Origin of the sequence: Neorhizobium vignae, from assembly GCF_000732195.1 — a bacterium.
In the GTDB taxonomy this organism is placed as follows: Bacteria; Pseudomonadota; Alphaproteobacteria; order Rhizobiales; family Rhizobiaceae; genus Neorhizobium; species Neorhizobium vignae.
On the sequence record NZ_JNNU01000002.1, the window covers coordinates 107,297 to 130,914 of the forward strand.

Annotated in this window: 26 protein-coding genes; 16 read left to right on the plus strand and 10 right to left on the minus strand. The window is 61.4% G+C overall.

Annotated elements, in window-relative coordinates; genetic code table 11:
* Positions 1 to 29: 29 nt before the first annotated feature.
* The 4 genes from GQ59_RS00655 to GQ59_RS00665 all read left to right on the plus strand — a co-directional run bounded on the left by GQ59_RS00655 (position 30) and on the right by GQ59_RS00665 (position 2,768).
* The gene (locus GQ59_RS00655; protein ID WP_051903716.1) at positions 30 to 785 is read left to right on the plus strand and encodes a hypothetical protein; all 756 of its coding nucleotides are present in this window, start codon (positions 30 to 32) and stop codon (positions 783 to 785) included.
* A 150-nt stretch (positions 786 to 935) separates the two neighbouring features.
* Entirely contained in the window at positions 936 to 1,868 is a 933-nt protein-coding gene (locus GQ59_RS00660) for a ribose-phosphate pyrophosphokinase (protein ID WP_037076300.1), read from the plus strand.
* A gap of 63 nt (positions 1,869 to 1,931) precedes the next feature.
* Positions 1,932 to 2,396: a Kazal-type serine protease inhibitor family protein gene (locus tag GQ59_RS32965; RefSeq protein WP_084682926.1), complete on the plus strand. Its 465-nt coding sequence runs from the start codon at positions 1,932 to 1,934 to the stop codon at positions 2,394 to 2,396.
* A 114-nt stretch (positions 2,397 to 2,510) separates the two neighbouring features.
* Complete coding sequence (locus GQ59_RS00665) at positions 2,511 to 2,768, plus strand: hypothetical protein (RefSeq protein ID WP_037076303.1); 258 nt, start codon at positions 2,511 to 2,513, stop codon at positions 2,766 to 2,768.
* Between the two features lie 8 nt (positions 2,769 to 2,776).
* Here GQ59_RS00665 and GQ59_RS00670 read toward each other — a convergent pair whose 3' ends face one another.
* Together GQ59_RS00670 and GQ59_RS00675 are read right to left on the minus strand one after the other, a co-directional pair.
* Positions 2,777 to 4,843, minus strand: coding sequence for a putative bifunctional diguanylate cyclase/phosphodiesterase (locus tag GQ59_RS00670; RefSeq protein WP_037076305.1), 2,067 nt, complete (start codon positions 4,841 to 4,843; stop codon positions 2,777 to 2,779).
* 138 nt (positions 4,844 to 4,981) lie between these two features.
* Positions 4,982 to 6,427 (minus strand): hypothetical protein, encoded by a 1,446-nt coding sequence (locus GQ59_RS00675; protein ID WP_037076306.1) that lies wholly within the window; start codon positions 6,425 to 6,427, stop codon positions 4,982 to 4,984.
* Positions 6,428 to 6,672: 245 nt separating this feature from the next.
* Between GQ59_RS00675 and GQ59_RS00680 the strand changes: the two genes are divergently transcribed.
* The 6 genes from GQ59_RS00680 (at position 6,673) to prmB (ending at position 12,956) form a co-directional block, all read left to right on the plus strand.
* The gene (locus GQ59_RS00680) at positions 6,673 to 7,278 is read left to right on the plus strand and encodes a 50S ribosomal protein L25/general stress protein Ctc (protein WP_037076308.1); all 606 of its coding nucleotides are present in this window, start codon (positions 6,673 to 6,675) and stop codon (positions 7,276 to 7,278) included.
* Positions 7,279 to 7,493: 215 nt separating this feature from the next.
* Positions 7,494 to 9,872, plus strand: coding sequence for an EAL domain-containing protein (locus GQ59_RS00685; RefSeq protein ID WP_037078011.1), 2,379 nt, complete (start codon positions 7,494 to 7,496; stop codon positions 9,870 to 9,872).
* 67 nt (positions 9,873 to 9,939) lie between these two features.
* Positions 9,940 to 10,665, plus strand: a complete 726-nt coding sequence (locus GQ59_RS00690) for a substrate-binding periplasmic protein (protein WP_037076310.1) — start codon at positions 9,940 to 9,942, stop codon at positions 10,663 to 10,665.
* A 78-nt stretch (positions 10,666 to 10,743) separates the two neighbouring features.
* On the plus strand, positions 10,744 to 11,472 hold the full coding sequence (gene pth / locus GQ59_RS00695) for an aminoacyl-tRNA hydrolase (protein WP_037076313.1): 729 nt from the start codon (positions 10,744 to 10,746) through the stop codon (positions 11,470 to 11,472).
* Positions 11,469 to 11,927: a GNAT family N-acetyltransferase gene (locus GQ59_RS00700; protein WP_037076316.1), complete on the plus strand. Its 459-nt coding sequence runs from the start codon at positions 11,469 to 11,471 to the stop codon at positions 11,925 to 11,927. The genes pth and GQ59_RS00700 overlap by 4 nt, the downstream gene beginning before the upstream one ends.
* Positions 11,928 to 12,011: 84 nt before the next feature.
* Positions 12,012 to 12,956 carry a 50S ribosomal protein L3 N(5)-glutamine methyltransferase gene (gene prmB, locus GQ59_RS00705; protein WP_037076319.1) on the plus strand — a complete coding sequence of 315 codons (945 nt, stop codon included), beginning with the start codon at positions 12,012 to 12,014 and terminating at the stop codon, positions 12,954 to 12,956.
* A gap of 3 nt (positions 12,957 to 12,959) precedes the next feature.
* Here the strand turns inward: prmB and clpS are convergent, their stop codons facing one another.
* The 3 genes from clpS to GQ59_RS00720 form a co-directional block, all read right to left on the minus strand.
* Entirely contained in the window at positions 12,960 to 13,268 is a 309-nt protein-coding gene (gene clpS / locus GQ59_RS00710; RefSeq protein WP_007758880.1) for an ATP-dependent Clp protease adapter ClpS, read from the minus strand.
* Between the two features lie 95 nt (positions 13,269 to 13,363).
* Positions 13,364 to 13,765, minus strand: a complete 402-nt coding sequence (locus GQ59_RS00715) for a type II toxin-antitoxin system VapC family toxin (protein ID WP_244447883.1) — start codon at positions 13,763 to 13,765, stop codon at positions 13,364 to 13,366.
* Entirely contained in the window at positions 13,762 to 14,019 is a 258-nt protein-coding gene (locus tag GQ59_RS00720) for an AbrB/MazE/SpoVT family DNA-binding domain-containing protein (protein ID WP_037076322.1), read from the minus strand. Before GQ59_RS00720 ends, GQ59_RS00715 begins: the two co-directional genes overlap by 4 nt.
* Positions 14,020 to 14,156: 137 nt before the next feature.
* Here GQ59_RS00720 and ychF point away from each other — a divergent pair, with 137 nt between their 5' ends.
* The 3 genes from ychF to GQ59_RS00735 are packed head-to-tail and all read left to right on the plus strand — an operon-like array spanning position 14,157 to position 16,216.
* The gene (gene ychF, locus GQ59_RS00725; protein ID WP_037076324.1) at positions 14,157 to 15,260 is read left to right on the plus strand and encodes a redox-regulated ATPase YchF; all 1,104 of its coding nucleotides are present in this window, start codon (positions 14,157 to 14,159) and stop codon (positions 15,258 to 15,260) included.
* A gap of 21 nt (positions 15,261 to 15,281) precedes the next feature.
* Complete coding sequence (locus tag GQ59_RS00730; protein WP_037076326.1) at positions 15,282 to 15,752, plus strand: MaoC family dehydratase; 471 nt, start codon at positions 15,282 to 15,284, stop codon at positions 15,750 to 15,752.
* Positions 15,749 to 16,216, plus strand: coding sequence for a MaoC family dehydratase (locus GQ59_RS00735; protein ID WP_037076333.1), 468 nt, complete (start codon positions 15,749 to 15,751; stop codon positions 16,214 to 16,216). The genes GQ59_RS00730 and GQ59_RS00735 overlap by 4 nt, the downstream gene beginning before the upstream one ends.
* 40 nt (positions 16,217 to 16,256) lie before the next feature.
* Here the strand turns inward: GQ59_RS00735 and GQ59_RS00740 are convergent, their stop codons facing one another.
* From GQ59_RS00740 to petA, 4 genes are all read right to left on the minus strand, one after another.
* Entirely contained in the window at positions 16,257 to 16,796 is a 540-nt protein-coding gene (locus tag GQ59_RS00740) for an adenine phosphoribosyltransferase (RefSeq protein ID WP_037076335.1), read from the minus strand.
* 112 nt (positions 16,797 to 16,908) lie between these two features.
* Positions 16,909 to 17,784, minus strand: coding sequence for a cytochrome c1 (locus GQ59_RS00745; protein WP_037076337.1), 876 nt, complete (start codon positions 17,782 to 17,784; stop codon positions 16,909 to 16,911).
* 27 nt (positions 17,785 to 17,811) lie between these two features.
* Entirely contained in the window at positions 17,812 to 19,083 is a 1,272-nt protein-coding gene (locus GQ59_RS00750) for a cytochrome b (protein ID WP_037076342.1), read from the minus strand.
* Between the two features lie 13 nt (positions 19,084 to 19,096).
* Positions 19,097 to 19,675: a ubiquinol-cytochrome c reductase iron-sulfur subunit gene (petA, locus tag GQ59_RS00755; protein ID WP_037076345.1), complete on the minus strand. Its 579-nt coding sequence runs from the start codon at positions 19,673 to 19,675 to the stop codon at positions 19,097 to 19,099.
* A gap of 392 nt (positions 19,676 to 20,067) precedes the next feature.
* On the opposite strand from petA, the gene GQ59_RS00760 reads away from it, so the two are divergent.
* Positions 20,068 to 21,006, plus strand: a complete 939-nt coding sequence (locus tag GQ59_RS00760) for an endonuclease/exonuclease/phosphatase family protein (RefSeq protein ID WP_037076347.1) — start codon at positions 20,068 to 20,070, stop codon at positions 21,004 to 21,006.
* Positions 21,007 to 21,015: 9 nt separating this feature from the next.
* On the opposite strand, the gene GQ59_RS00765 is transcribed toward GQ59_RS00760, so the two are convergent.
* On the minus strand, positions 21,016 to 22,878 hold the full coding sequence (locus GQ59_RS00765; protein ID WP_037076350.1) for an ABC transporter ATP-binding protein: 1,863 nt from the start codon (positions 22,876 to 22,878) through the stop codon (positions 21,016 to 21,018).
* Between the two features lie 153 nt (positions 22,879 to 23,031).
* Here GQ59_RS00765 and GQ59_RS00770 point away from each other — a divergent pair, with 153 nt between their 5' ends.
* Both GQ59_RS00770 and GQ59_RS00775 read left to right on the plus strand, forming a co-directional pair.
* Positions 23,032 to 23,292 carry a CopG family ribbon-helix-helix protein gene (locus GQ59_RS00770; RefSeq protein WP_037076354.1) on the plus strand — a complete coding sequence of 87 codons (261 nt, stop codon included), beginning with the start codon at positions 23,032 to 23,034 and terminating at the stop codon, positions 23,290 to 23,292.
* On the plus strand, positions 23,292 to 23,570 hold the full coding sequence (locus GQ59_RS00775; protein WP_037076358.1) for a type II toxin-antitoxin system RelE/ParE family toxin: 279 nt from the start codon (positions 23,292 to 23,294) through the stop codon (positions 23,568 to 23,570). Before GQ59_RS00770 ends, GQ59_RS00775 begins: the two co-directional genes overlap by 1 nt.
* The last annotated feature ends 48 nt before the right edge of the window (positions 23,571 to 23,618 follow it).

Sequence of the window (23,618 nt, forward strand, 5' to 3'; positions counted from 1 at the left end):
GCCGAGGAATCTACGGCAGGGAGACGGGCATGCGGCTTTTCGGAACACTGCTGTCCGCTGCCCTGCTGGCGGTTGCGCTTGCCTCCTGCAACACGACGGAAGCGTTGACGCCGCAGGCGAATGTCGGTGGCGGAGGCGCCAGAACCTCCTCGCCCGTGACCCAGGCCGAAACCGACCGCATGGCCCGCTCGGCGCAGCCGGAAACCTACAATAGCAGCGGCGGCTATCAATCCGGTCCCCAGAACACGCTGGAAGCCCAGGCCAGGGCGCTGGAATCCGGCAACACCGTCTCGCCCGCCTCCTCCGGCCCGCCGCCCCAATGGCAGGGCCAGCAGCAGGCCATGCAGCAGCCCGAGACGGCGGCCGCTCCGGCCCAGCAAAAATCCCGACAGCAGCAGAGCGCCTCGCTGCCGCCCGCATCGGGCCCGACGGTCCGCTTCCTGCCGATCATCGGCGCTCCGGTCCAGGCGGTAACGCCGCTGTCCCGCCAGCTCGGCGCCCAGGCCCGCGCCAACGGACTGACGATCCGGCCGTCGAGCGACAGCAGCACCGAGCATATCCTGAAAGGCTATTTCTCCGCCTTCTCCGACAGCGGCAAGGTCACCGTCGTCTATGTCTGGGATATCCTCGACGGGTCCGGCGCCCGGCTGCACCGCATGCAGGGACAGGAAAGCGTGCCCGGCAGTGGCCAGGACCCCTGGACGTCGGTCCCTGCTTCGACCATGGAAACCATCGCCGCCAGGACGATCCAGGAGTATGTGGCCTGGCGCCAATCCCAGGGCTGAGCGGTCTGGCCGGTCGATCCTGGACTGAACCTCAAAAGCCACGGGTCACAGTTTCTTCATAAAAAAGAGTGAGCGGGTGCGAAACGCACTTGCATTCGAAGGCCGCGGCGGTAAAAGGCCCGCATCCAGCTTCAAAACAGGCGGACCGCAATGAAGGTTTTCGCAGGCAATTCGAACCGGCATCTTGCCGACGCGATCTGCAGCTATCTTAATGTTCCAGTCGGAAAAGCCAGTGTCAGGCGATTTGCAGACCAGGAAATCTTCGTTGAAATTCAGGAAAATGTGCGCGGGGAAGACGTTTTCGTCATCCAGTCCACGTCGTTCCCGACCAACGACCACCTGATGGAACTGCTGATCATGATCGACGCCTTCCGTCGGTCATCGGCCAAGCGCATCACCGCTGTCCTGCCCTATTTCGGCTATGCCCGCCAAGACCGTCGTGCCTCCGGCCGCACGCCGATCTCGGCCAAGCTCGTCGCCAATCTGATCACCGAGGCCGGTGCCGACCGCGTGCTGACGCTCGACCTGCATGCCGGCCAGATCCAGGGTTTCTTCGACATTCCGACGGACAACCTGTTTGCCGTGCCGATCCTGGTTCGTGACGTCAAGGAACATTACGATCTCAAGAACGTCATGGTCGTTTCGCCCGACGTTGGTGGCGTGGTGCGTGCCCGTGCGCTCGCCAAGCGGATCGACTCTCAGCTCGCCATCGTCGACAAGCGCCGCGAGCGCGCCGGCGAGTCCGAGGTGATGAACATCATCGGCGAAGTGGACGGCAAGGACTGTCTACTGATCGACGACATCGTCGACTCCGGCGGCACGCTCTGCAACGCCGCCGACGCGCTTTTGGCGCAGGGTGCAGCGAGCGTCACGGCCTATATCACCCATGGCGTCCTCTCCGGCGGGGCGGTCGCCCGCATCTCCGCCTCCAAGCTCAAGGAACTGGTGATCACCGACTCGATCCAGCCGACCACGGCAGTCCAGTCGGCGCACAATATCCGGGTGATCAGCACCGCCAGCCTGCTCGGCGAGGCGATCAAACGCACGGCGATGGAAGCCTCGGTCTCCAGCCTGTTCGACTGACCTTCTTCTGCTACAAGTATTTGGATAGACTCGCCTTCGAACGCAAACAGAGGGTGAGTCGCAATGTCTTCCTTGATCGGCCTGTCGAAGAGACTGGCCATTTTCCTCGTCATTCCGCTGCTACTGTCGGCCTGCGTCGATGGCGGCAGCAGGCCGGGCGGCTATTATCCGCCGGAACGGCCCCGGCCGGACTGGAACCGGCCCCAGAGGCCTGATCGCCCGGACTGGGATCGCCCGGGAACTCCGGATCGCCCCGGTCGGCCAGACCGGCCCGACTGGGATCGCCCGCAACGACCCGACCGCCCGGACTGGAACCAACCCGGCCGGCCCGATCGTCCCGACCGGCCGGATCGTCCGGACTGGAACCAGCCCGGCCGTCCCGGAAGGCCCGAGGAACCCCGCTTCTGCACGCGAGAGTACCGTCCCGTCTGCGGCCAGCAGGGTGGACGCACCCAGACTTTCCCGAACGCCTGCGAAGCGGCAAACGCCGGCTTCAGCGTCGTCGCGTCCGGCGAGTGCCGCCGCTAGAGAGCCTGCTTGAAGTAACTGCAAATCGTCTACGGAAAACGCCGGAACCAGGTTCCGGCGTTTTGCTTTGTGCCAAAGCTTCGGCTAGAAGGCGCTGCGAAGAAGGAGACAAGCATGGCCGCTCGCGACCGTTATTCCCGAAAGCTCGAATGTTCCCAGTGCGGCAATGTCGGTTTCGCCGAGGTTTCCGAGACCGACGACAGGCGGCAGGGCAATCGCGATTTTCGCATCGATGAGCTGCCGAAAGGTTTTCTGACCGAATTCGCCTCGACCGATCCGCGCAAATACATGATCCGCTGCAGCCAGTGCGGCCACAAGTTCCGTTTCGAGCAGAAGACGGTCTATGCCCCGGGCGGCGAACCGCGCCGCTGAGGCCAAGGTCAGGCGACCTTGGCGGCCTCCGCCGATCGGATTTCACCGCCGGCCTCGCCATTGACGAGATGCTCGATCAGCGCCCTCGGGCCAGGTCTGCCAAAAAGATATCCCTGCACCTGCATGCAGCCCTCCTTGCGCAGGAAGGCCATATGCGCATCCGTCTCCACCCCTTCGGCAAGCACCGGTATGTGAAGGCTCGAGGCGAGGATGAGGGTCGAGCGGACGATCGCCGCCGACTGGGAATTATCCGCAAGCCCATCCACGAAGGTGCGGTCGATCTTGATCTTGTCGAAAGGGAAGGACATCAGCGTCGAAAGCGACGAATAACCGGTGCCATAGTCGTCCATGGCGATCTTCACGCCGAGGCTCTTCAAGTGGCGAACGGTCTGCAGCGCCCGCTGATGATCGGCGATAATGCCGGACTCGGTGATCTCGAGCTCGAGCCTCTCCGCATCCAGTCCCGTCTCCTTGAGGATGTCGCGGACCTTGTTCGGGAATTTCGGATCGGAAAGCTGCTGGCCGGCGACGTTGACGGCGAAGCAGAACGGGTTTTTCCAGGTCGCCGCCTCCGCGCAGGCGCTCCGAAGCACCCATTCGCCGAGTTCGACGATGAAGCCGGTGCGCTCGGCGATCGGGATGAACTCGTTGGGAGACACAAGTCCGCGGACCGGATGGTTCCAGCGCAACAGAACCTCGAACCCGATGACCTCGCCGGTGAACGTGTCGTTCTGAAGTTGGTAGTAGAGTTCGAACTGGCCCGCCACGAGCCCGGAACGCATGTCCATGGCGAGCGCGTTGCGTTCGCGGGCGGCCTGATCCATCGAAGAGTCGTAGAAGCGGATGGCATTGTCGCCCGACTGTTTGGCGCGGTACATGGCGACGTCCGCCTGGGCCACGAGATCGTCGACCGTCTTCGCGTCCCCCGGATAGAGCGCAATCCCGACGCTAGAACCGACGGTGAGCGTGTTGCCGTTCCATTCGACCGGCTTGCAGACTTCCGCAAGCAGCCGACCGGCGAGCAACATCGCGTCGGAGCGCCGGTAGTACATGTGTTTCAGCGCGACGAACTCGTCGCCCCCGACACGGGCGATGAATTCGCCCTCACCTGCCGCCTCGGCAAGCCTGCCACCGATCGTGCGCAGCACCTCGTCGCCAGCGGCATGGCCGTGGACGTCGTTGATTTCCTTGAAGCGGTTGAGGTCGAGCGAGAGAACTGCGATGCGTGCGGCCATATCCGCCGGTCGCGCCGCGATCTCCGCAAGCTGCTCGTTGAACGCGGCGCGATTGGCAAGACCGGTCAAAGCGTCGTGCAGGGAAAGGTGGCGATACTGCTCGACGGCAGCCTTGGTCATGCGGGCATCGATCAGATAGGTGGCCGCTGTCAGCGCCAGCAGGATCAGCATCAGCGACAGCACGGCGAATCCTAGCACCAACGGCGGTACGACCTCATTCGGCAGGACGGCATTCGGATCGAGAACGACATCGATCGCCCCCATGGCGGTGAAATGGGTCGTAGCGATCGCAAGGATCATCGCCAGGATCGAACCGTACTTGCAGAACCGCGTCACCGGATGCACGACGCGATTGGTCACCAGAGCGCCGAGAACGGCGGCAAAGATGAGCGAGGCGACAACGTAGGACTGGTTCCAGTCGATGACGCCTTGCACTTCATAGGCGGCCATGCCCGTGTAATGCATCGCAGCGATACCGAGCCCTATGACGACGCCGCCGGCCTCCGCAAGCAGGGATCGGCCGCCATAGCTTGCAACACCGAAGCCGATCGTGGCGCTGGCGACCGCGATCATGAAGGACAAAAGCGTCTGGGTCGGGTCATATCCCGCCTGCCCGCCTCCGAGATAACCGAGCATCGCGAGGAAGTGCGTCGTCCAGGTTGTCGAACCGCCGATGAAACCCGTCAGGAACACCCAGATGCCCTTTTCCATCCCGCCGCCGCGCCGGGCTCTGGAAAAAAGCCGGATGGTCAGGAAGGACCCGACCACACAGATCAATACCGCGCAGGCGATATAGCGGAGATCGTGCTCGACGAAGATGCAGGAGAAAACGCGAAACATGAATGCTTGATACTTTTCAACTGTTTTGATTGAGAAGTTTTAGCACCGAAACATGTTCTAAACGTTCCTTGGGATGGTAAATGCCGGCTGACTGGCAAACGTAAGGCCGGTATAAGAAGGTGTGGACAGATCGTCAGATCATTGGATCGGCTGCCCGTTGACGCTGAAGCTCTTGCCGTCCTCGAACTTGATGTCCCAGCGCAGGCGGCCATCCGGCTCAGTCTTCGCCATGCCCTTCGCCATCATCATCGCGAACGAAACCTGGTTGAATTCGGGGTCGTTCTTGGCGGCGGCCTGGAAATACTGGATCAGCTTGTCGATGTCGCGCGCAAGAATCGAGGTTTCGAGCGTGTAGCGCTCCTTCTCGTCCGGATAACCCTTGACCTTGCCGGAGGCTTCGACATCGTAAAGCGCCGATTTCGCGGCGACCCGCGGGAAATCGATTGTCAGCTGTCCGTCGTCGAGAAAGGCCCTGCCGAGACGCTCGCCCTCCGCTTCCGGCAGCGGAGTGGGTTTCGAAAAGTCCATTTCCATCAGGGTGTCGATGAACCGCTGGAAGTTGAGGTCGGCGATCCCGACCTCAACTTCCGCCATGTCGGGCACAAGCTGGGCGTAGAGCGGAGGGATGATGCCGGCAGGCGTGGAGATGTTCTCGACGCGCGCCCCGAAGCCGATCCGGGTTGCTGCGGCTGGCTCGCTCATCGTGAACAGGTAGTCGAGCTTGTTGATGCCGAAATCGCCGATCGGGCTTGCCACGGTGAACTGGTTGAAGGTGATCTTTTCCGAGAGCGCCGTGAAGAACGGCATTGCGCCACGTATGAGTTCCTTCAGTTTCGCGACCTCGGCCTGCGAGGGCTTTTCATCGTTGACGAGTTCCAGCACGAAGGCGACGAGATTGCGAATCTTCTCGGCCACCACGCCCTGGACACTGACGTCGAAATCGAGGCTTTCGGCGCGGATCTGCACCGGCGGGGTTTCCGACGTCACAATCCGTTCATAGAAACGCGAGAACGAGCCCTTGCCGGTGAAATCGGTGCTCCCGGCAACGGCACTCGCCGAGGATGCGAGTGAATAGTTCGTGCTCGCGAAACTCGCCTCGACCTCTTCCGGGCCGCTCTTCGAGACCATGCGGATCGGGCCGGACGTCGCCTCGCCCGAGCGCAGATAGCTGATCGCCGGATCGAAAATGCCGGAAAACACCATGTCGGTGACGGAATAGCTCAGATTCGTCGGCTTGCCGTCGGGCATCTTGCCCTTGACGGTGAAATTCATGTCGCTGTCGCTGTTGAACTTCCACTGGCCGTTGTCGAGGGGCGCGGCGAAGACCGAAAGCGGCTTCAGACCGGAAACCGTGAAGTCTTTCTTGTTGATGGACTTGAGGAGCTTGGCGAAATCGTAGCTGATCTCGTAGCGCTCGCCGGCCGGCTTGACGGTCAGGAAGCCCGTGGACTTGACCGTATCCGGCAGGAAGTAGATGAGGCTGTCCTTGAGGGTTCGGGCACCCTTGTCGTTGATTTCAGCCGCCGCAACCGGATATACGCATGACGCAGCCATCAGGCCGGCCGCGATCAAAGTCCGTTTCATGAATCAAGCCCTTCCCTCGTTCAACCGGCACCAATGTGGAAGACGAACCGGCGAAGTCAAGCGCAGGCCCTTTGTTTTCAGGCCGAAAAGCTTGCACATCCTTGCTCGTTGTATTATAGCGCGCCGGTCCGCGTAGACACCCTTGGAGGCAACGCGGATGAAGCGCATCGGATGGTGCCCTTCGGTTTGACGCGAGCCGACAACGCTTGCCAAAAACTCTCCAAACAACCTCGAAAGGATATGCCATGAGCCACGCATCTTACGAGCTCAAGGCCGAGGCGCGCGAACGGGTAGGTAAGGGGTCCTCCCGTGAACTTCGCCGCAACGGTTTCATTCCTGCTGTCATCTATGGTGACAAGCAGTCCCCCCTCGCGATCGCTCTGTCGACCAACGAAGTGACGAAGCGCATCCATGCCGGTGGTTTCATGACCACCATTGCCACGATCGAAGTCAACGGCGAGAAGATCCAGGTCCTTCCGAAGGACTATCAGCTCGATCCGGTCCGCGACTTCACCATGCACGTGGACTTTCTGCGCGTCTCGGGCAACACGGAAGTTTCCGTTGAAGTTCCGGTTCACTTCGTCAACGAAGAGAAGTCCCCGGGCATCAAGGTCGGCGGCGTTCTCAACATCGTGCGTCACGAAGTCGAGCTGCTTTGCCCGGCCAACGACATTCCGGAATTCCTGACCGTCGACCTGACGGGCGCGAAGATCGGCGATAGCCTCCACATCTCCGCCGTCAAGCTGCCGGCTGGCGTACGTCCGGTCATCTCCGACCGCGACTTCACCATCGCGACGATCGTCGCCCCGGCTGCAGGCGTTGCCGAGGAAGAACCGGCTACTGCTGAATAACCAGGCCGAAATTCTTGAAATGGGACCCGCTTTCGCAAGAAAGCGGGTTTTTTATTACCCGCTGAATACAGTTTAGTAACGCTGCTTCCGTAATTCGCTCGAATCTTGGTACTCTCGTTTCAGTGAAGTTTAATGAATACGTGAAACGATGCACGCTACTTCAAGCATGACGGGAAAAGTCCGGCGGCAGCCAGACGATGAATGCGGGGAAGACGGTGACTCATTCCGTTGAGAGTCGTTTTATTGCGATCATTTCAGGCGCCCTCCTGGTCGTCGTTGCACCGCTGTTCACGCTCTTCTTGGCGCTTTCCTCCCAGCAGGCCGCCGAGAACCTCAGCGAACATGTCAATGTCGTGCTGGTGACCAATTCCCAGGCCCTCGGCAAACCGCTCTGGGATCTCGACACCGACAGCATTCACCAGGTCGCCTCGATGCTGATAGCCGATCCCGCCATCAACGGCGTGCAGATCAGCGACAATACGGGCAAGCTGAATATTTCCGAAGTCGACGTCAATCCGGCCGATTTCCGTGGCCTTGAAGCAATTTCCGAGCCGATCTTCTACAAATCGCAGCAGGGCACCCGCAATGTCGGCAGCATTACCGTCTATGTACCCAAGCTTGGCTGGTTCTCCGCCCTGCACCAGATGGAAATGGCCTTCATCTCCATCTTCATCATCACCATCCTGACGGTCTTCGGCGCAGCGATCCTCGGCAATCGCGTCATGGTCATCAAGCCGCTGATGCGGTTGACCGCCGCCATTGAGGCAACCCGCAGGCTCGGTTCGCGCCACCATGTCGACTGGCGCTCGAACGACGAGATGGGACGGCTGGCGAAGAGCTTCAACGAAATGCAGACGCTGCTAGAGCGCGAGGAGCGCGAGCTGAAGCGCGCGCATCAGCAGACGACGGAAATCTACAACCTGACGCCGGCCATGCTGTTTTCGCTCACCCAAGGCGACCAGATCGCCGCAGTCAGCGACTATTGGCTTCTCGCGACCGGCTATCGCCGCGAGGACGTGATCGGCCATCCCTTTTCCGAACTGGTGGCCCCTGCGGACCGCCAGATTTATGCAAGGCGCAAGCAGCAGGGAAAATCGAGCGGCCCGGCGATCGAAGTCACGGTCCGGTTCCTGTGCGCCGACAGCCGCCTGATGGACGTGTTGATCGTCGAGACCGAGCTCGGCACGGCCGGCGGCAACATTCCCGGCTCGCTGAGCGTCATGACGGACGTCACGGAACTCAGGCAATCGGAACTGCGCAACCGTCAGCAGGCCATCTCCGACCATCTGACCGGGCTCCTGAATCGTCAGGGTTTCGAAGCGACGCTCGACCAGAAGATCGTCGAGGCCGACAAGGCGCGCACCGAGGTCGCCTGCCTGTTCGTCGATCTCGACCGCTTCAAGGCGATCAACGACAATCTCGGCCATGCAGCCGGCGACGCCGTGCTCTGCCAGTTCGTCGAACGGACGCGGCCGATGCTCAACGACGGCGATACCGCCTCACGCCTCGGCGGCGACGAATTCGCCATCCTGATCACCGGAGACGGTGCCGAACGCCGCGCGACCGAACTCAGCCAGAAGATCGTCGACATGTTCGAGGTTCCCTTCCGGATCGAGGGAACCGGCGTGCGGTTGAGCGCCAGTATCGGCCTTGCCTTCTATCCGAGCCATGCCGCCAGTGCCGCCGAACTGCTGCAAAAGTCGGACATGGCCATGTATGCCCGCAAACGCGACGGCAAGAACGGCGCGCAGGTCTACGATCCCGCCATTCTAGACCAGACGCGGGAAAGGGCCGAAATCGAGAGCGACATCGAAGTCGCCATCGCCGCGAGCTGGTTCGAGGCGCATTTCCAGCCGATCGTCGACATCGAGACCGGCATCCCCTCGGGCTTCGAAGCGCTGATGCGGATGCGCCATCCCCGCAAGGGCCTGTTGTCGCCGGCCGGCATCATCAGCGTTGCCGAGGAGACCGGCTCGATCGGTCAGATCGGCAACCTCATCCTGGAAGACGCGATGGCGAACCTCGCCCGCGTCTCGCGCCTGCCCGGCATGGACGAGACCTATGTCGCGGTCAACTTCTCGCCACTGCAATTCGAGCCCGGCCTGCCGGCACGCCTTGCCGGCCTGCTCGGCCGCTACGGCATCGATCCGTCGCGCCTGGTGGTGGAAATCACCGAAGCCGTGCTGATGCACGACAACCCGGAAATCCGCACCATTCTCAACGAACTCCATCGCTTCGGCTGCCGCATCGCGCTCGACGATTTCGGCACCGGTTATTCGTCGCTGAGCTATATGAGTCGTTTCCCGGTCGATATCGTCAAGATCGACCAGTCCTTTATCCGCTCGCTCACCGAACAGACGGGCGACATAGGCAGTAAGAACAGGATGCTAGTCGAAGGCATCAGTGCTATTTCTCATAAGATGAATTGCAAGGTCGTCGCCGAAGGCGTCGAGACGGAAGAACAGCGCTCGTTGTTACGGCAAATGGGCATCGACTATGCGCAGGGCTATCTTTTCTCGAAGCCCCGCGAAATTTCCGAACTGCTCTCGGCCCTCTCCGCCCGGCAGGCCGAGATCGAGTCCATGGCGAGCTGACAAGTTCTCACCTCCGGACCAGATGCCGGGTCAGAAATGACAACATGTGCGTTTGGAAGGTGGACAGATGAAAATCGCAGCGCCGCTTCTTGCCAGCCTCAGCCTCGCGTGTGGCGCCCATGCCCAGCAGGCCATCGTCTTTTCGACCGAGTCCTACCCGCCCTTCAGCTACCAGGAGCCCGGCGGCAACTATCGCGGCGTGGGCATCGACCAGGTAGACATCATCATGCAGGACGCCGGCACGCCTTACACGCTGGAGATCATGCCCTGGGCCCGCGCGATCGCCATGGCCGAGACGCAATCCATGCACTGCGTCTTCGCCGCCGCCCGCACGCCCGACCGCGAGCCTCGTTTCAAATGGGTCGTGCCGCTGTTCATCGATCGCAACATCCTTGTCCGCCATGCGGGTTCGAAGGCCGCGGCGACCACCCTGGACGAGGCCAAGCAATATACGGTCGGCACTCATCGCGCCGATTATACCGAGGGGCTTCTGAAGAGCTTCGGTTTCCCGAAGATCGATCTCAGCGCCAATGTCGATACGACGCTCAGAAAGCTGCTGCAGGATCGTATCGACCTGATGCCCATGTCGGAAGGCGTCTATCAAAAGCTCAAGGCCGACGGAACGCCGATCGAAAAGGTCATCCTGTTCTCCGAACAGCATCTCGGCATTGCCTGCAACCCGGACGTACCCGACGACCTGATCGCCAGGATGCAGGCGGGTCTCGACCGCCTCATCAAGGACGGCATCCAGAAGGCAATTCTGAAGCGCTACGGCATAGACGAGATCCAATAGAAGCTCAGACGTCGAAACCGGTTGACTTTGGCGGCGTTTCGCGGTGGTGAAAGCCAGCAGTCAAGGATGGATGTCTCCATGCTCATCATCGCCGGCCTCGGCAATCCCGGTTCCCAATATGCGGGCAACCGCCACAATATCGGCTTCATGGCGGTGGACGCGATCCAGCGCCGGCCTGGCTTTTCGCCGTGGTCGAAGAAGTTCAAGGCGTTGATCTCGGAAGGCGAGCTCGCCGGCGAAAAGGTGCTGCTGATCAAGCCGCAGACCTTCATGAACCTCTCCGGCGAAGCGGTCGGTGAAGCCATGCGTTTCTACAAGCTCGGCCCGGAAAACATCATCGCCATCTATGACGAACTCGATCTGCCCGCGGCCAAGGCCCGGATCAAGACCGGCGGCGGTCATGGCGGCCATAACGGGGTGAAGTCGCTCGACGCCCATTGCGGCCGGGAATACCGAAGGCTTCGCCTCGGCATCGGCCATCCGGGCGCCAAGGAACTGGTGCACAACCACGTGCTCGGCGACTTCGCCAAGGCCGACCAGGCCTGGCTCTCCCCTCTCCTCGACGCGCTCGCCGACAATGCCGAGATGCTGGCGAAGGGGGAAGATTCGCAGCTGATGAACAAGCTGGCGCTCGCCGTCGGCGGCAAGCCGGACGAGGAAAAACCGAAGCCTGAGAAGAAGCCCGCCACCAAGCCGGCCGGGCAATCGCATATCCACCAGGCCCGCGGTGGCGGCAAGCCGAACCTGCCGACATCAGGCCCGATGGCCGAGATGCTGAAAAAGATGTTCGGCGGCAAGAGCGAATGATCTCGATGCCCAACCCCGACTTCACGATCCGCCCGGCCCGCGACGGCGACCTTACCGACCTGATCGAACTCTATCACCACCTGAACCACGATCCGGACCTGGAGCCGGCGCTTGCCGGGGAGCGTTTTGCCGCCATTCTCGCTCACCCCGGCATGACGGTGTTGATCGGCTTCGCTGACGGGCGCGCGGCGGCGACAGTAACGCTGATCGTGGTGCCAAACCTCACCCGCAAGGGCGCGCCCTATGCGCTGATCGAAAATGTCGTCACCCACGCGGACCACCGCCAGCGCGGTTATGCCGGCGCCCTCATTCGCACAGCCGTCGATCAGGCCTGGAGCCACGGGTGCTACAAGGTCATGCTCTTGACCGGTTCAACGGACCCGGCGACGCTGCGCTTCTACGAAAACTGCGGTTTCCTCCAGAACAAGACCGGCTTCCAGATCCGCCGCACGTAGACGGCCCGGTATCGCTCCGGTCAAAGGGGTGGCGCGCCGCTTTCGGAGCGGCTAAGGGAAGCCGACTGAAAACGGAAGCGCGACATGAACCAGGCCACGAATATCGATGCCATCACCGGCGAACTCGTCACCCTTCGCGACTACTGGCGTTACGCCATCTCCCGCTTCAATGCCGCCAACCTCAGCTACGGCCACGGCACGACGACCGCGGGCGACGATGCGGCCTTCCTGATCCTCGACAGCCTCGACCTGCCGATCGATGCGCTCGATCCGTTCCTCGACGCGCGCCTGCTGCCGGCCGAACGGCGGCTGCTGGCCGAGCGGATCGACGCCCGCGTGACGACCCGCAAGCCGACGTCCTACCTGACCGGCCACGCCTATATCCAGGGTGTGCGCTTCCTCGTCGACGAGCGGGTCATCGTTCCCCGCTCCCATATCGGCGAAATCCTGTTCAGCGAATATCTCGGCGAAAACGGTTCGTCCTTCCTGCCGGATCCGCTGAGCGTCGAAAGCGCCGTTGACATCTGCACGGGATCGGGATGCCTCGCCATCCTCGCCGCGAAATTCTTCCCGAACGCCGCGGTCGATGCGGTCGATCTGTCGCCCGACGCCCTGGAGGTGGCAAAGCTCAACGTCGCCGAACACGACGTGGAAGACCAGCTGGCACTTCATCAAGGCGATCTCTTCGCGCCGCTCGGCAAACGGAAGTACGACCTGATCATCACCAACCCGCCCTATGTGGATCACGAGGCGATGGAAGGCTTTCCGGAGGAATTCCGCTCCGAACCGGCCATGGCCTTCGACGGCGGCGTCGACGGGCTCGATATCGTCCGCCGTCTTCTGGCGGAGGCGCCGGCACATCTGAACCCGGAAGGCGGCATGATCTGCGAAATCGGCTCGGGCCGCGAAATCCTCGAGGAGGAATTCCCCGACCTCGATTTCCTCTGGCTGGAAACCGCCGAGTCCCAGGACGCGGTCTTCTGGATCAGCGCCGAGGCGCTCGGCGTGAAGGCGGGAAAGAAGAGATAAGTCTTATTCTTCCGGCTCGGTGATGAACATCAGCGGGAAACCCGCCTCCTTGGCGAGGTCCACCGCCTCCTTCGCCTTGGTCTCGGCGATATCCTTGGTACAGACCACGACCACCGCCAGTCCCATCCGGTGGGCGGTCAGCATCACCCGGTAGCCGGTTTCTTCGCTCATCCGGAACACGGCTTTCAGCACCATGGTCACGAATTCGCGCGGCGTGTAGTCGTCATTGACCAGCAGCACCTTGTAGAGCTTCGGCCGCTCCAGCTTGGTTTTGGTTTTGGTCTTCGGTTTTACGGTGGTATCTTCGGCCATCGGCGGTTCCTGATGACAAGGGCCTCTGCGGAAGCATGCCCGCTATATCGCACCGCAACCGGGAAATTTCAAGCAAGCGGATGGCAAACGGCGGATCAACTGGCGTCGAGTAACAGGCATTCGCGGCCCTTTGCACGCACTATAGAGGCGGCCCGCTTGTCGAAGGTCGCGAACGTGTCGCCCCCGAGCTTGCGTCCCTCGAATTCGATCACTCCATCGGCGAAGTCGCCGCCTGCTTCCAGGAACGTGAGACCAGCTTCGACCGCAGCGCGATCAAGCGCGACGGTCTTGACGCTCATCCAGGCCTGAATTGCTGTGACAAGGTCGCTCTGGCTTTTTTTGTAGAGCCGACGAAGAACCCATACCATTTCGCACAGGGTCTGATTCGAAATGGTCACCTCGTTCGAGGCCAATAGAGCCTGGGCTTTCGGGCTTTCGACTTCATGATCGAAGATCATTGCCCTCAAAAGGATATTGGTATCGACGATCAGGCTCATTGCTCGGCCTCACCGGCGTAGCTTGCCGCAATCGCCTCGTTGATCTCGTCGATCGAATAGCTTTTGCCGGTCGTATTCTTGAACATTCCGAAGACGCTTTCGATCGGCAGCTTGCCGGAAATCGGATGGATCATAGCCTGCCGCTTCGGTTGGAGATCGACATCAATCTCGTCGCCGGGCTTGATGCCAAGGTGATCAAGAACTTCCTTTTTCAAGGTAACCTGCCCTTTTGCGGTGACTTTCAATCTGACCATCGCCATTCTCCATTGATTTAAAGTAAGGCAAATATGCCTTACGCGCAAGGATCGTCTGACAGCAGAGCCTTGACCGCTCCGGCACTTTCCCCCATAGCCACACCAACGAAATTTCTTCAGATACAGGGTCCGGACCCATGGGTTTCAAATGCGGTATCGTGGGCCTGCCGAATGTCGGCAAGTCCACTCTCTTCAATGCGCTCACCAAGACGGCCGCCGCCCAGGCGGCCAACTATCCGTTCTGCACGATCGAGCCGAATACCGGCGAAGTGGCGGTTCCCGATCCGCGCATGCAGAAGCTGGCGGCGATCGCCGGCTCCAAGGAAATCATCCCGACCCGCATTTCCTTCGTCGATATCGCCGGCCTCGTGCGCGGCGCATCGAAGGGTGAAGGCCTCGGCAACAAGTTCCTCGCCAATATCCGCGAAGTGGATGCGGTCGTGCACGTGCTGCGCTGCTTCGAGGACGACGACATCACCCATGTCGAGGGCCGCATCAACCCGGTCGGCGATGCCGACACGATCGAGACCGAGCTGATGCTTGCCGACCTCGAGAGCCTGGAGCGCCGCGTCGAGCAGACCCGCAAGCGCGCCGCCAGCAAGGACAAGGATTCCGTGGCGCAGCTGCCGGTCATGGATGCGGTTATCAAGCTGCTGAACGACGGCAAGCCGGCGCGTCTGCTCCTGAAGACGCTGGCGCCCGAAGAGATCGAGATCCTCAAAGGTCTCAACCTCCTGACTTCACACCCGGTCCTCTATGTCTGCAACGTCGCGGAAGCCGATGCCTCGACCGGCAACGAGCATACGCAGGCCGTTGCGGCCATGGCCAAGGAACAGGGTGCCGAATGCGTGATCATCTCGGCCGCGATCGAATCCGAGGTGGCTCAGCTTCCCGAAGAGGAAGCGAAGGAATTCCTGTCGGCGCTCGGGCTTGAGGAAGCCGGTCTCGACCGGCTGATCCGCGCCGGTTACCACCTGCTCGACCTGATCACCTATTTCACAGTCGGCCCCAAGGAAACCCGCGCCTGGACGATCGTGCGCGGCACCAAGGCACCCGCCGCCGCCGGCGTCATCCATACCGATTTCGAACGCGGCTTCATCCGCGCCTTCACCATTGCCTATGACGACTACATCACCTTCAAGGGTGAAGTCGGCGCCAAGGAAGCCGGCAAGGGCCGCGACGAAGGCAAGGAATATGTCGTTCAGGACGGCGACGTGATCCACTTCCGCTTCAACACCTGAGACCGTGGGCGGGAGGGCCACATGACGGAAGCCGCATACTATTTCGAGGATTTTACCATCGGGCGGGTTTTCCCGCTCGCATTCAAATCGGTGACGGCAGCCGAGATGGTCGAATTCGCCACGGAATTCGATCCGCAGCCCATGCATCTCGACGAGGCGGCCGGCAAGGCAAGCATTCTCGGCGGCCTTTCGGCCTCGGGCTGGCATACCGCGAGCATGTTCATGCGCATGATGTTCGACGGCTGGCTGTCCAGTTCCTCGTCGGAGGGATCGCCGGGCATCGAGTTCATGGAATGGAAAAAGCCGGTTCTGGCTGGCGACACGCTGTCCGGCCGCTCGACCGTGCTCGAATCCCGCTCGCTTCGCTCACGCCCCGGCATCGGCATCGTCAAGTTCCTGCACGAGGTGGAGAACCAGCGCGGCGAGATCGTCATGCGCGGCGAGAACCCGATCATGATGCGGCTACGCGACGCCCGGGAGGACGCTGCATGAGGCTGATCGAGCTTTCTCCACCCGGCCAGAAAGTCATCACCGGTACGCTTCTCTTCACCGCCGAGGACATCATCCGCTACGCGAAGAAATTCGACCCCCAGCCCTTCCATGTGGATGCCGAAGCGGCGAAGAACTATGTTTTCGGCGCTCTCTGCGCCTCCGGCTGGCACACCTGCGCCGGCTGGATGAAGACCTATATCGCCTATTGGAAAAGCGAGGTGGCGCGGCTCGGAAGCGAGGGAATTGCAGCCCCGAAGCTCGGTCCTTCGGCCGGTTTCAGGAAGCTGCAATGGCTGAAACCGGTCTATGCCGGCGACAGCGTCACCTATTCCGTCACCTTGTCCGAGAGCCGTTCGCTCGCTTCGCGTCCCGGCACCTGGATCAACATGACCGTCTGTGACGGCGTGAACCAGCATGGCGAGGTGGTGATGCGCTACGAAGGCACTGTGCTGGAATTCGCGTGAGGGGGCTCCCCTCACCCGAAACGCCTCCGCAGCCGCTGCGTCAGTGACCTGAGAACTCCACCAGCGTTCTGACTTCCACGCCGAGCGCTTCGAGCTTCCTGCGGCCGCCGAAATCCGGCAGGTCGATGACGAAGCAGGCCGAGACGATCTCGGCACCAAGCTGACGCAGCAGCTTTACCGCACCTTCCGCGGTGCCGCCTGTGGCAATCAGGTCGTCGGTGAGGATCACTTTCTCGCCGGCCTTCACCGCATCCACATGGATCTCCATCTCATCGGTGCCGTATTCGAGGCTGTAGGCCATCCGGACGGTCTGGTGCGGCAGCTTGCCTTTCTTGCGGATCGGCACGAAACCGGCACTCAGCTGGTGCGCCAGCGCGCCGCCGAGGATGAAGCCGCGCGCCTCGATGCCGGCGATCTTGTCGATACCCAGGCCCGCATAAGGTGCCACCAGCTCATCCACCGCCTGCCTGAAGGCCACGGCGTCGCCGAGCAGCGTGGTGATGTCCCGGAAGATGATGCCCGGTTTTGGATAATCCGGGATGGAACGGATGGCGGCGGAGAGAGCGTTCTTGGAAGACATGTGACCCACATATTTGGCGGCAGGAAGGAGGCCGAGCCTAGCAACTGATGGCTCCCCTCCCAACAAAAAAGGCGACCCGCAGGCCGCCTTTTCGCGATCATGAGGTAAAACCTCAGTGTTCCTTGCTGGCATACACCGACTTCTTGGTCAGATAGATCAAGCCGGTGAAGATCACCAGGAAGATCATCACCATGAAACCGGTACGCTTGCGATCTTCCAGATGAGGCTCGGCGGCCCACATCAGGAAAGCCGAGACATCCTTGGCGTACTGATCGACCGTCTGCGGCGCGCCGTCATCGTAGGTCACCTGGTCGGCGCTGAGCGGCGGAGCCATGGCGAGCGCTGCTGCGCTGGCGAAATACGGATTGTAATGGGTGCCCGGAGCAACCTCGACCCCGGCCGGCGGCTGCTCGTAGCCGGTCAGCAGCGAATGGATGTAATCCGGTCCGCCTTCCTGGTACTGGGTGAATATGTCGATGACGAACTGCGGGAAACCGCGGGTCACGCCGCGGGCCTTGGCGATCAGCGACATGTCCGGCGGCGCTGCGCCGTTATTGGCGGCAGCGGCGGCCTGGGTGTTCGGGAAGGGCGACGGGAAGTGGTCGGACGGAACGGCGGTGCGCTCGAACATCTCGCCATCGTCGTTCGGGCCGTCCTGAACCTTGTAGTTGGCCGCAAAAGCCTTCACCTGGGCTTCCGAATAACCGAGATCCTCCAGGGTGCGGAAGGAGACCAGACGCATCGAGTGGCAGGCGGAACAGACTTCCGTATAGACCTTCAGGCCGCGCTGGAGCTGGCCCTTGTCATAATGGCCGAACGGGCCCGCGAAGCTCCAGTCGGTTTCCTTGGGATGGTGGATCGGAAAATGCGGCGTTTCCGCGTGTTCCGCAGCCGGAGCCGCAGCGTGATTTTCCTGCGCCACGGCCGAGGCAACGCCCATTCCCGCCAGAAAGGCCAGCGAGACGAGGCTTGTAACAAGCTTGTTCATAATTCTAATCCCTCTCGGTCGCAGGCGTCAGGCGCGGGCTTCGGCGGATTTGCCGTTCTTTTTCTCAAGAACCGCTTCCGTGATGGAGTTCGGAATGCGCCTCGGCGTTTCGAAGAGACCGAGCAGCGGCATGATCACCAGGAAGAAGCCGAAGTAGTACAGCGTGCCGATCTGCGACAGCGCGGTGAAGATGCCTTCCGCAGGCTGGGAACCGAGCCAGCCGAGCATGATCGCATTGGCGACGAACAGCCAGAAGAACAGCTTGTACCAGGGACGGTAGACGGCGGAGCGGACCTTCGACGTGTCGAGCCAGGGCAGGAAGAACAGGATGATGATCGAACCGAACATCACCAGAACGCCGCCAAGCTTGGAGTCGATGAAGAGAACGTTGAACGTAATTGCGCGCAGCATGGCGTAGAACGGCAGGTAGTACCATTCGGGAACGATGTGAGCGGGGGTCTTCAGGGCGTCGGCCGGGATGTAGTTGTCCGGGTGGCCGAGGTAGTTCGGCATGTAGAAGATGAACCAGGCATACACGATCAGGAAGACGGAGACGCCGAGCGCATCCTTCATCGTCGCATAGGGCGTGAAGGCGACGGTGTCGGTCTTGGTCTTGACCTCGACGCCGGTCGGGTTGGTCTGGCCGGTGACGTGCAGGGCCCAGATGTGCAGGATGACGACGCCGGCGATCATGAAGGGCAGCAGGTAGTGCAGCGAGAAGAAGCGGTTCAGCGTCGGCTGATCGACGGCAAAGCCGCCGAGAAGGAACTGCTGGATCCATTCGCCGACCAGCGGGAAGGCCGAGAAGAAGCCGGTGATGACGGTCGCGCCCCAGAAGGACATCTGACCCCAGGGCAGAACGTAGCCCATGAAGCCGGTCGCCATCATCAGCAGGTAGATCACCACGCCGAGGATCCAGAGGATTTCGCGGGGTGCCTTGTAGGAGCCGTAATAGAGGCCACGGGCGATATGCAGGTAGACGGCGACGAAGAAGAACGAGGCGCCGTTGGCATGCATGTAGCGCAGCAGCCAGCCATGGTTGACGTCGCGCATGATCTTCTCGACCGAGTCGAAGGCGATGCCGGTCGAAGCGGTATAATGCATGGCGAGCACCACGCCGGTGATGATCTGCACGATCAGCATGACCGACAGCATCGCGCCGAACGTGTAGGCATAGTTCAGATTGCGGGGAACGGGGTAGGAGATGAAGCTGTCATGGATCATGCGCGGCAGCGGAAGCCGCGAATCGATCCACTTTTCGATGCCGGTCGATGGCTGGTATGTGGAATGACCGCTCATAAATATTATCCCCTCACCCGATCCTGATCACTGTGTCGGACGCAAATGCAAAAGTCGGAATGGCGAGGTTCTGCGGCGCCGGGCCCTTACGGATACGGCCGGCCGTATCGTAGTGAGAGCCGTGGCACGGACAGAACCATCCGCCGAAATCGCCGGACTGGCCGAGCGGAACGCAGCCGAGATGGGTGCAGGAACCGATCATCACGATCCAGTTCTCCTTGCCCTGGCCGGCGGAACGATCGATATCGCTTGCCTGCGCGTCGGCCGGCAGATTGGCGTTGCGGGCGACGGGATCCTTGAGATCCGCCAGCGCCACGGCATTCGCCTCTTCCACTTCCTTCGGCGTGCGGTTGCGAATGAAGACCGGCTTGCCGCGCCACTTGACGGTCAGCGACATGCCCGGCTGGAGAGCGCCGACATTCACTTCGATGGACGCGAGCGCCAGCGTCGAGGCGTCCGGGCGCATCTGGTCGATGAAGGGCCAGGCAACCGATACAGCGCCGACAGCGCCGGCCATGCCGGTGGTCAGATAAAGGAAATCACGGCGAGTGGGCTCGCCCAGTGTTTCGCTATGTGTGTCGTGCTCGCTCACGGCTCAATCATCCTTCTCACGCAATTCGCGGAAACCGCTCTGCCCCCGTCCGGGCGAATCTCAGTTGAACACAATTCGACCATAGATTCCCCAGCAATCCGGCGCGTTCTATGCTTGATCGCAAAATATGTCCAGCCTTGGCAAGGGGTGCCGGCCAGTTTGTCGCCGGAAAACCCGGAGGGTTCCGGACCAGCGTGACAGGCAGAGCACAGGCCTGAGAAACATGGCCTCCGACGGCCTGTTCGGCCCGGAAAAATCAGGCGCTTTTCAAGCGAAACGGCGGGGATGGCGCACTTCCCGTTAACTCCCCTCACGGGCATTGCATTGCAACAAATCGGGCCTCATGTTAGGCCAAGCCCACGACAGAAGGCGGCCGTCCCGGACATACCCGAATGAGACAAACACTATCGGTTGCCATCTGCGTCATCGTGTCGCTTGTGCTGATGGCGATCGGGACGCGTTACATACACCCCCACTGGATTTTGGGAACGCTTTACAGCCTGCAGCTGCACGCGGCACTCGGCTGCGTCGCGGCCATGGTCGTAGCCCTTCTCGTCAAGCGCCATTTTCTGGTCTGGCTGCTGTTCGCCGCCACGCTCCTCTTTGTCGGCCACGCGGTGCTGATGAGCCGCGACTTCGCCGCACCGATGACACCCGCAGAGGTGGATGCACCGACCATCAAGCTGATGTCCTTCAACATCCTCAACGACAATTTCGCCAATGCGGAAGACATCGTCGAAACGATCCGGTCGTCCGGCGCCGATCTGGTCAACGTCATGGAAGCCGCCCCGCTCAGGGTCTATATGGACGAGCTGGCGAAGACCTATCCCTATCGGGTGGGCTGCGGCCTGCTGATCGAGGACTGCGACCAGCTCATGCTATCGAAGGTGCCGATCGAAGCGCCGACGGTACAGTCGCTCAGCGAGATCTTTCCGGATCGCTTTATCCTCGCCAAGGTGACCATCCGCGGCCAAACGATCCATTTCGTCGGCATGCATACGACCAAGCCGTATTTCGACAATTTCCACTCCGTGGAACTGACCCGCGCCGCTCTCGCGATCAGCGAGACGAGCGGTCCCCTGCTGCTCTCGGGCGATTTCAACGCCTCGAGCCTGGCGCCGAACATGCGCCGGTTCCTCCGCAATGCCGACCTGACGACTGCCGGCTTCGAGCCCGCCACATGGCCGATCCGGGCGGGCGCCTTCGGCGTGCCGATCGACCACGTCTATGCGCGGGCACCGCTCAAGATAAAGTCGCTGACCCGCATTCCCCAACCGCACGGCTCAAACCACTTCGGATTGATCGCCGAGATCGCCGTTACCGGACAGTGAGCCGGGGTGTTATTGGGCGGCGTCTGCGGCGAGGAAACCGCCCGACTGCCTTGCCCAGAGCTCCGAATAGAGCCCTCCCCGCGCAATCAGTTCGTTGTGTGTGCCGTCCTCGATGATCCGACCCTTGTCCATGACGATCAGGCGGTCGAGGGCTGCGATCGTCGAGAGCCGGTGGGCGATGGCGAGCACGGTCTTGCCGTGCATCAGCCGCTCCAGGTTCGACTGGATCGCCGCCTCCACCTCCGAGTCGAGGGCCGAGGTGGCCTCGTCGAGCACCAGGATCGGCGCATCCTTGATCATCACGCGGGCGATCGCCACGCGTTGGCGCTGGCCGCCGGAAAGCTTGACGCCGCGCTCGCCCACATGCGCGTCGAAACCCTTGCGGCCGCGCTGGTCTTCGAGAGCCGCGATGAACGTGTCGGCTTCAGCCTTGCGCGCCGCCTCGACGAGTTGCGCCTCCGTCGCATCCGGCCGGCCGAACAGGATATTGTCGCGGATCGACCGGTGCAGCAGCGAGGTGTCCTGCGTCACCATGCCGATCTGGGCGCGCAGCGATTCCTGCGTCGCCCCGGCGATATCCTGCCCGTCGATCAGGATACGGCCGCCTTCGAGATCGTAGAACCGCAGCAGCAGGTTGACGAGGGTCGACTTGCCGGCGCCGGAACGCCCGACGATACCGAGCTTCTCGCCCGGCCGGATGGTGAGCGACAGATCGTCGATGACGCCCTTCGCTCTGCCGTAGTGAAAACTGACGTTCTCGAAGCGGATTTCCGGGCGCTTCACCACGAGCTGCGTCGCATTGGGCGCATCCACCAGCCCGATCGGCTGCGAGATCAGCTCGGCCGAGTTCTGGATCGTGCCGATATTGCGCATGATGCCGTTGAGCTGCGTCATCAGCCGGCCGAGCAGGAAGTTCAGCCTCAGCATCAACGCCATGGTGAAGGCGACGGCGCCGGACGAGATCAGGCCGGAGAGCCACAGATGCACGCTCATCGCCGCCATGGTGACGATCATCGTGCCGGAGAGGAAGGCCATGGAGGCGCGCACGCTGGTCAGCAGCCGGGTGAACGCGATGATCGTGTCCTGAAAGCTCTCGAACCCGGAGAGCATGTAGCGGTCGTTCGCCTCGTCGCGGCCGAACAGCCGAAGCGTCTGGATGTTCGAATAGGCGTCCACCATGCGGCCACTGATCATCGATCCGGCCTCGGCGGAGGCCTTGGAGTGTTCACGAATACGCGGCACGTAATATCTGGCGAGCACCGCGAAGATCGAAAGCCATGCGACGACGACCACCGCGAGCCGCCAGTCGAGCCCCGCGACCAGCGCAATGGTCGAGACAGAATAGATGCCGACGAACCAGACGCTTTCCATGAAGGAGGTCAGAACGTCGCCGGTCGCCTGGCCGGCCGACCAGACTTTCGTGACGATGCGGCCGGAGAAATCGTTCTGGAAGAAGGAGAGCGACTGGCGCGATACGTGGATGTAGGATTGCCAGCGCACCAGGTTGTAGAAACCGGGCGTGATGATCTGCTGGTCGACCAGCGCCGTCATCAACCCGATCAGGAAGCGGCCGATGCCGACCACGAGCGCCATGACGACCAGTTCGGTCCCGTGGTTGGCAAGCAGCCCCGACCATCCCTCCGAAGGTTGGGTCGTGTCGAGGATATCGACCAGCCGGCCGACATACCAGAACATCGCCGCCTCGACGCCGGCGGCAAGCCCGCCGAGCACCAGCATCGCGAAGAAGGGAAGCTTTGCCTGGCGGACATAGAACCAGATGAAGCCGAGCAAGCCCGCAGGCGGCTTCAGGTCGTCCCGCCTCGCAAACGGCTTGATAAAGCTTTCGAAGATGCGGAAGACCGGTTTCAACATGGACCGGATATAGGCGGATTCTGATCATCGGCAAAGCGAAAGCGGCCAGGCGCCGGCTTACATTTTCTTAATGTAAAACCCCAGCCATGTGGGCTTTCGTGCCGGTTGGACATAATCATGATCAATCACTATGATTGCCCAAAAGGAGTTCCCATGGAAACCCGTGTTCTGACTGCACATGTGCCGGTTCAGCTGGCCGAGAAAGTGGACGAACTGGCAAACCGCCTCGAACGCTCGAGAGGATGGGTGGTCAAGCAGGCACTCGCGAACTGGGTCGAACTGGAAGAGGAGCGGCGGCGGCTGACATTGGAAGCAATGGCGGACGTGGATGGGGGAAATCTGGTCGATCAGGAAGCGGTCGAAAGATGGGTTTCCAGTCTGGGAACTGACAAGCCTCTGCCGCGTCCCCTCTGATGGATTTGAAGTGGTCGTCAAAGGCGGTAGCCGACCTCGACCGCCTTCATGATTTTCTGGCTGCGGTGAATGCACCCGCGGCGGCGCGCACGGTTCAAAACCTGGCTGCAACACCCAAGAAACTCATCCATCATCCGCGGCTTGGTGAAAGGCTGGATGAGTTTGCACCGCGTGAAATTCGACGCCTTTTGATCGGTGATTACGAGTTGCGATACGAGATACAGGGCGAGACGATTTTTCTTCTTCGTATCTGGCACACCCGCGAAAACCGAATCTGAATTCCGCGGAAGCATCCCTTAGAATATTTACCTTAGAGCGAGAGATGG

Bases quoted from the DNA above. Each gene is read 5' to 3' on its own strand.
- GQ59_RS00655 (WP_051903716.1), top strand. From the start codon at position 30: ATGCGGCTTTTCGGAACACTGCTGTCCGCTGCCCTGCTGGCGGTTGCG.
- GQ59_RS00670 (WP_037076305.1), bottom strand. From the start codon at position 4,843: ATGTTTCGCGTTTTCTCCTGCATCTTCGTCGAGCACGATCTCCGCTAT.
- GQ59_RS00680 (WP_037076308.1), top strand. From the start codon at position 6,673: ATGAGCCACGCATCTTACGAGCTCAAGGCCGAGGCGCGCGAACGGGTA.
- GQ59_RS00745 (WP_037076337.1), bottom strand. From the start codon at position 17,784: ATGAACAAGCTTGTTACAAGCCTCGTCTCGCTGGCCTTTCTGGCGGGA.
- GQ59_RS00660 (WP_037076300.1), top strand. From the start codon at position 936: ATGAAGGTTTTCGCAGGCAATTCGAACCGGCATCTTGCCGACGCGATC.
- GQ59_RS00720 (WP_037076322.1), bottom strand. From the start codon at position 14,019: ATGGTCAGATTGAAAGTCACCGCAAAAGGGCAGGTTACCTTGAAAAAG.
- GQ59_RS00750 (WP_037076342.1), bottom strand. From the start codon at position 19,083: ATGAGCGGTCATTCCACATACCAGCCATCGACCGGCATCGAAAAGTGG.
- GQ59_RS00690 (WP_037076310.1), top strand. From the start codon at position 9,940: ATGAAAATCGCAGCGCCGCTTCTTGCCAGCCTCAGCCTCGCGTGTGGC.
- pth (WP_037076313.1), top strand. From the start codon at position 10,744: ATGCTCATCATCGCCGGCCTCGGCAATCCCGGTTCCCAATATGCGGGC.
- GQ59_RS00765 (WP_037076350.1), bottom strand. From the start codon at position 22,878: ATGTTGAAACCGGTCTTCCGCATCTTCGAAAGCTTTATCAAGCCGTTT.
- GQ59_RS00730 (WP_037076326.1), top strand. From the start codon at position 15,282: ATGACGGAAGCCGCATACTATTTCGAGGATTTTACCATCGGGCGGGTT.
- GQ59_RS00715 (WP_244447883.1), bottom strand. From the start codon at position 13,765: ATGAGCCTGATCGTCGATACCAATATCCTTTTGAGGGCAATGATCTTC.
- GQ59_RS00665 (WP_037076303.1), top strand. From the start codon at position 2,511: ATGGCCGCTCGCGACCGTTATTCCCGAAAGCTCGAATGTTCCCAGTGC.
- GQ59_RS00740 (WP_037076335.1), bottom strand. From the start codon at position 16,796: ATGTCTTCCAAGAACGCTCTCTCCGCCGCCATCCGTTCCATCCCGGAT.
- prmB (WP_037076319.1), top strand. From the start codon at position 12,012: ATGAACCAGGCCACGAATATCGATGCCATCACCGGCGAACTCGTCACC.
- GQ59_RS00770 (WP_037076354.1), top strand. From the start codon at position 23,032: ATGGAAACCCGTGTTCTGACTGCACATGTGCCGGTTCAGCTGGCCGAG.
- GQ59_RS00675 (WP_037076306.1), bottom strand. From the start codon at position 6,427: ATGAAACGGACTTTGATCGCGGCCGGCCTGATGGCTGCGTCATGCGTA.
- GQ59_RS00775 (WP_037076358.1), top strand. From the start codon at position 23,292: ATGGATTTGAAGTGGTCGTCAAAGGCGGTAGCCGACCTCGACCGCCTT.
- GQ59_RS00760 (WP_037076347.1), top strand. From the start codon at position 20,068: ATGAGACAAACACTATCGGTTGCCATCTGCGTCATCGTGTCGCTTGTG.
- GQ59_RS00700 (WP_037076316.1), top strand. From the start codon at position 11,469: ATGATCTCGATGCCCAACCCCGACTTCACGATCCGCCCGGCCCGCGAC.
- ychF (WP_037076324.1), top strand. From the start codon at position 14,157: ATGGGTTTCAAATGCGGTATCGTGGGCCTGCCGAATGTCGGCAAGTCC.
- GQ59_RS32965 (WP_084682926.1), top strand. From the start codon at position 1,932: ATGTCTTCCTTGATCGGCCTGTCGAAGAGACTGGCCATTTTCCTCGTC.
- GQ59_RS00735 (WP_037076333.1), top strand. From the start codon at position 15,749: ATGAGGCTGATCGAGCTTTCTCCACCCGGCCAGAAAGTCATCACCGGT.
- clpS (WP_007758880.1), bottom strand. From the start codon at position 13,268: ATGGCCGAAGATACCACCGTAAAACCGAAGACCAAAACCAAAACCAAG.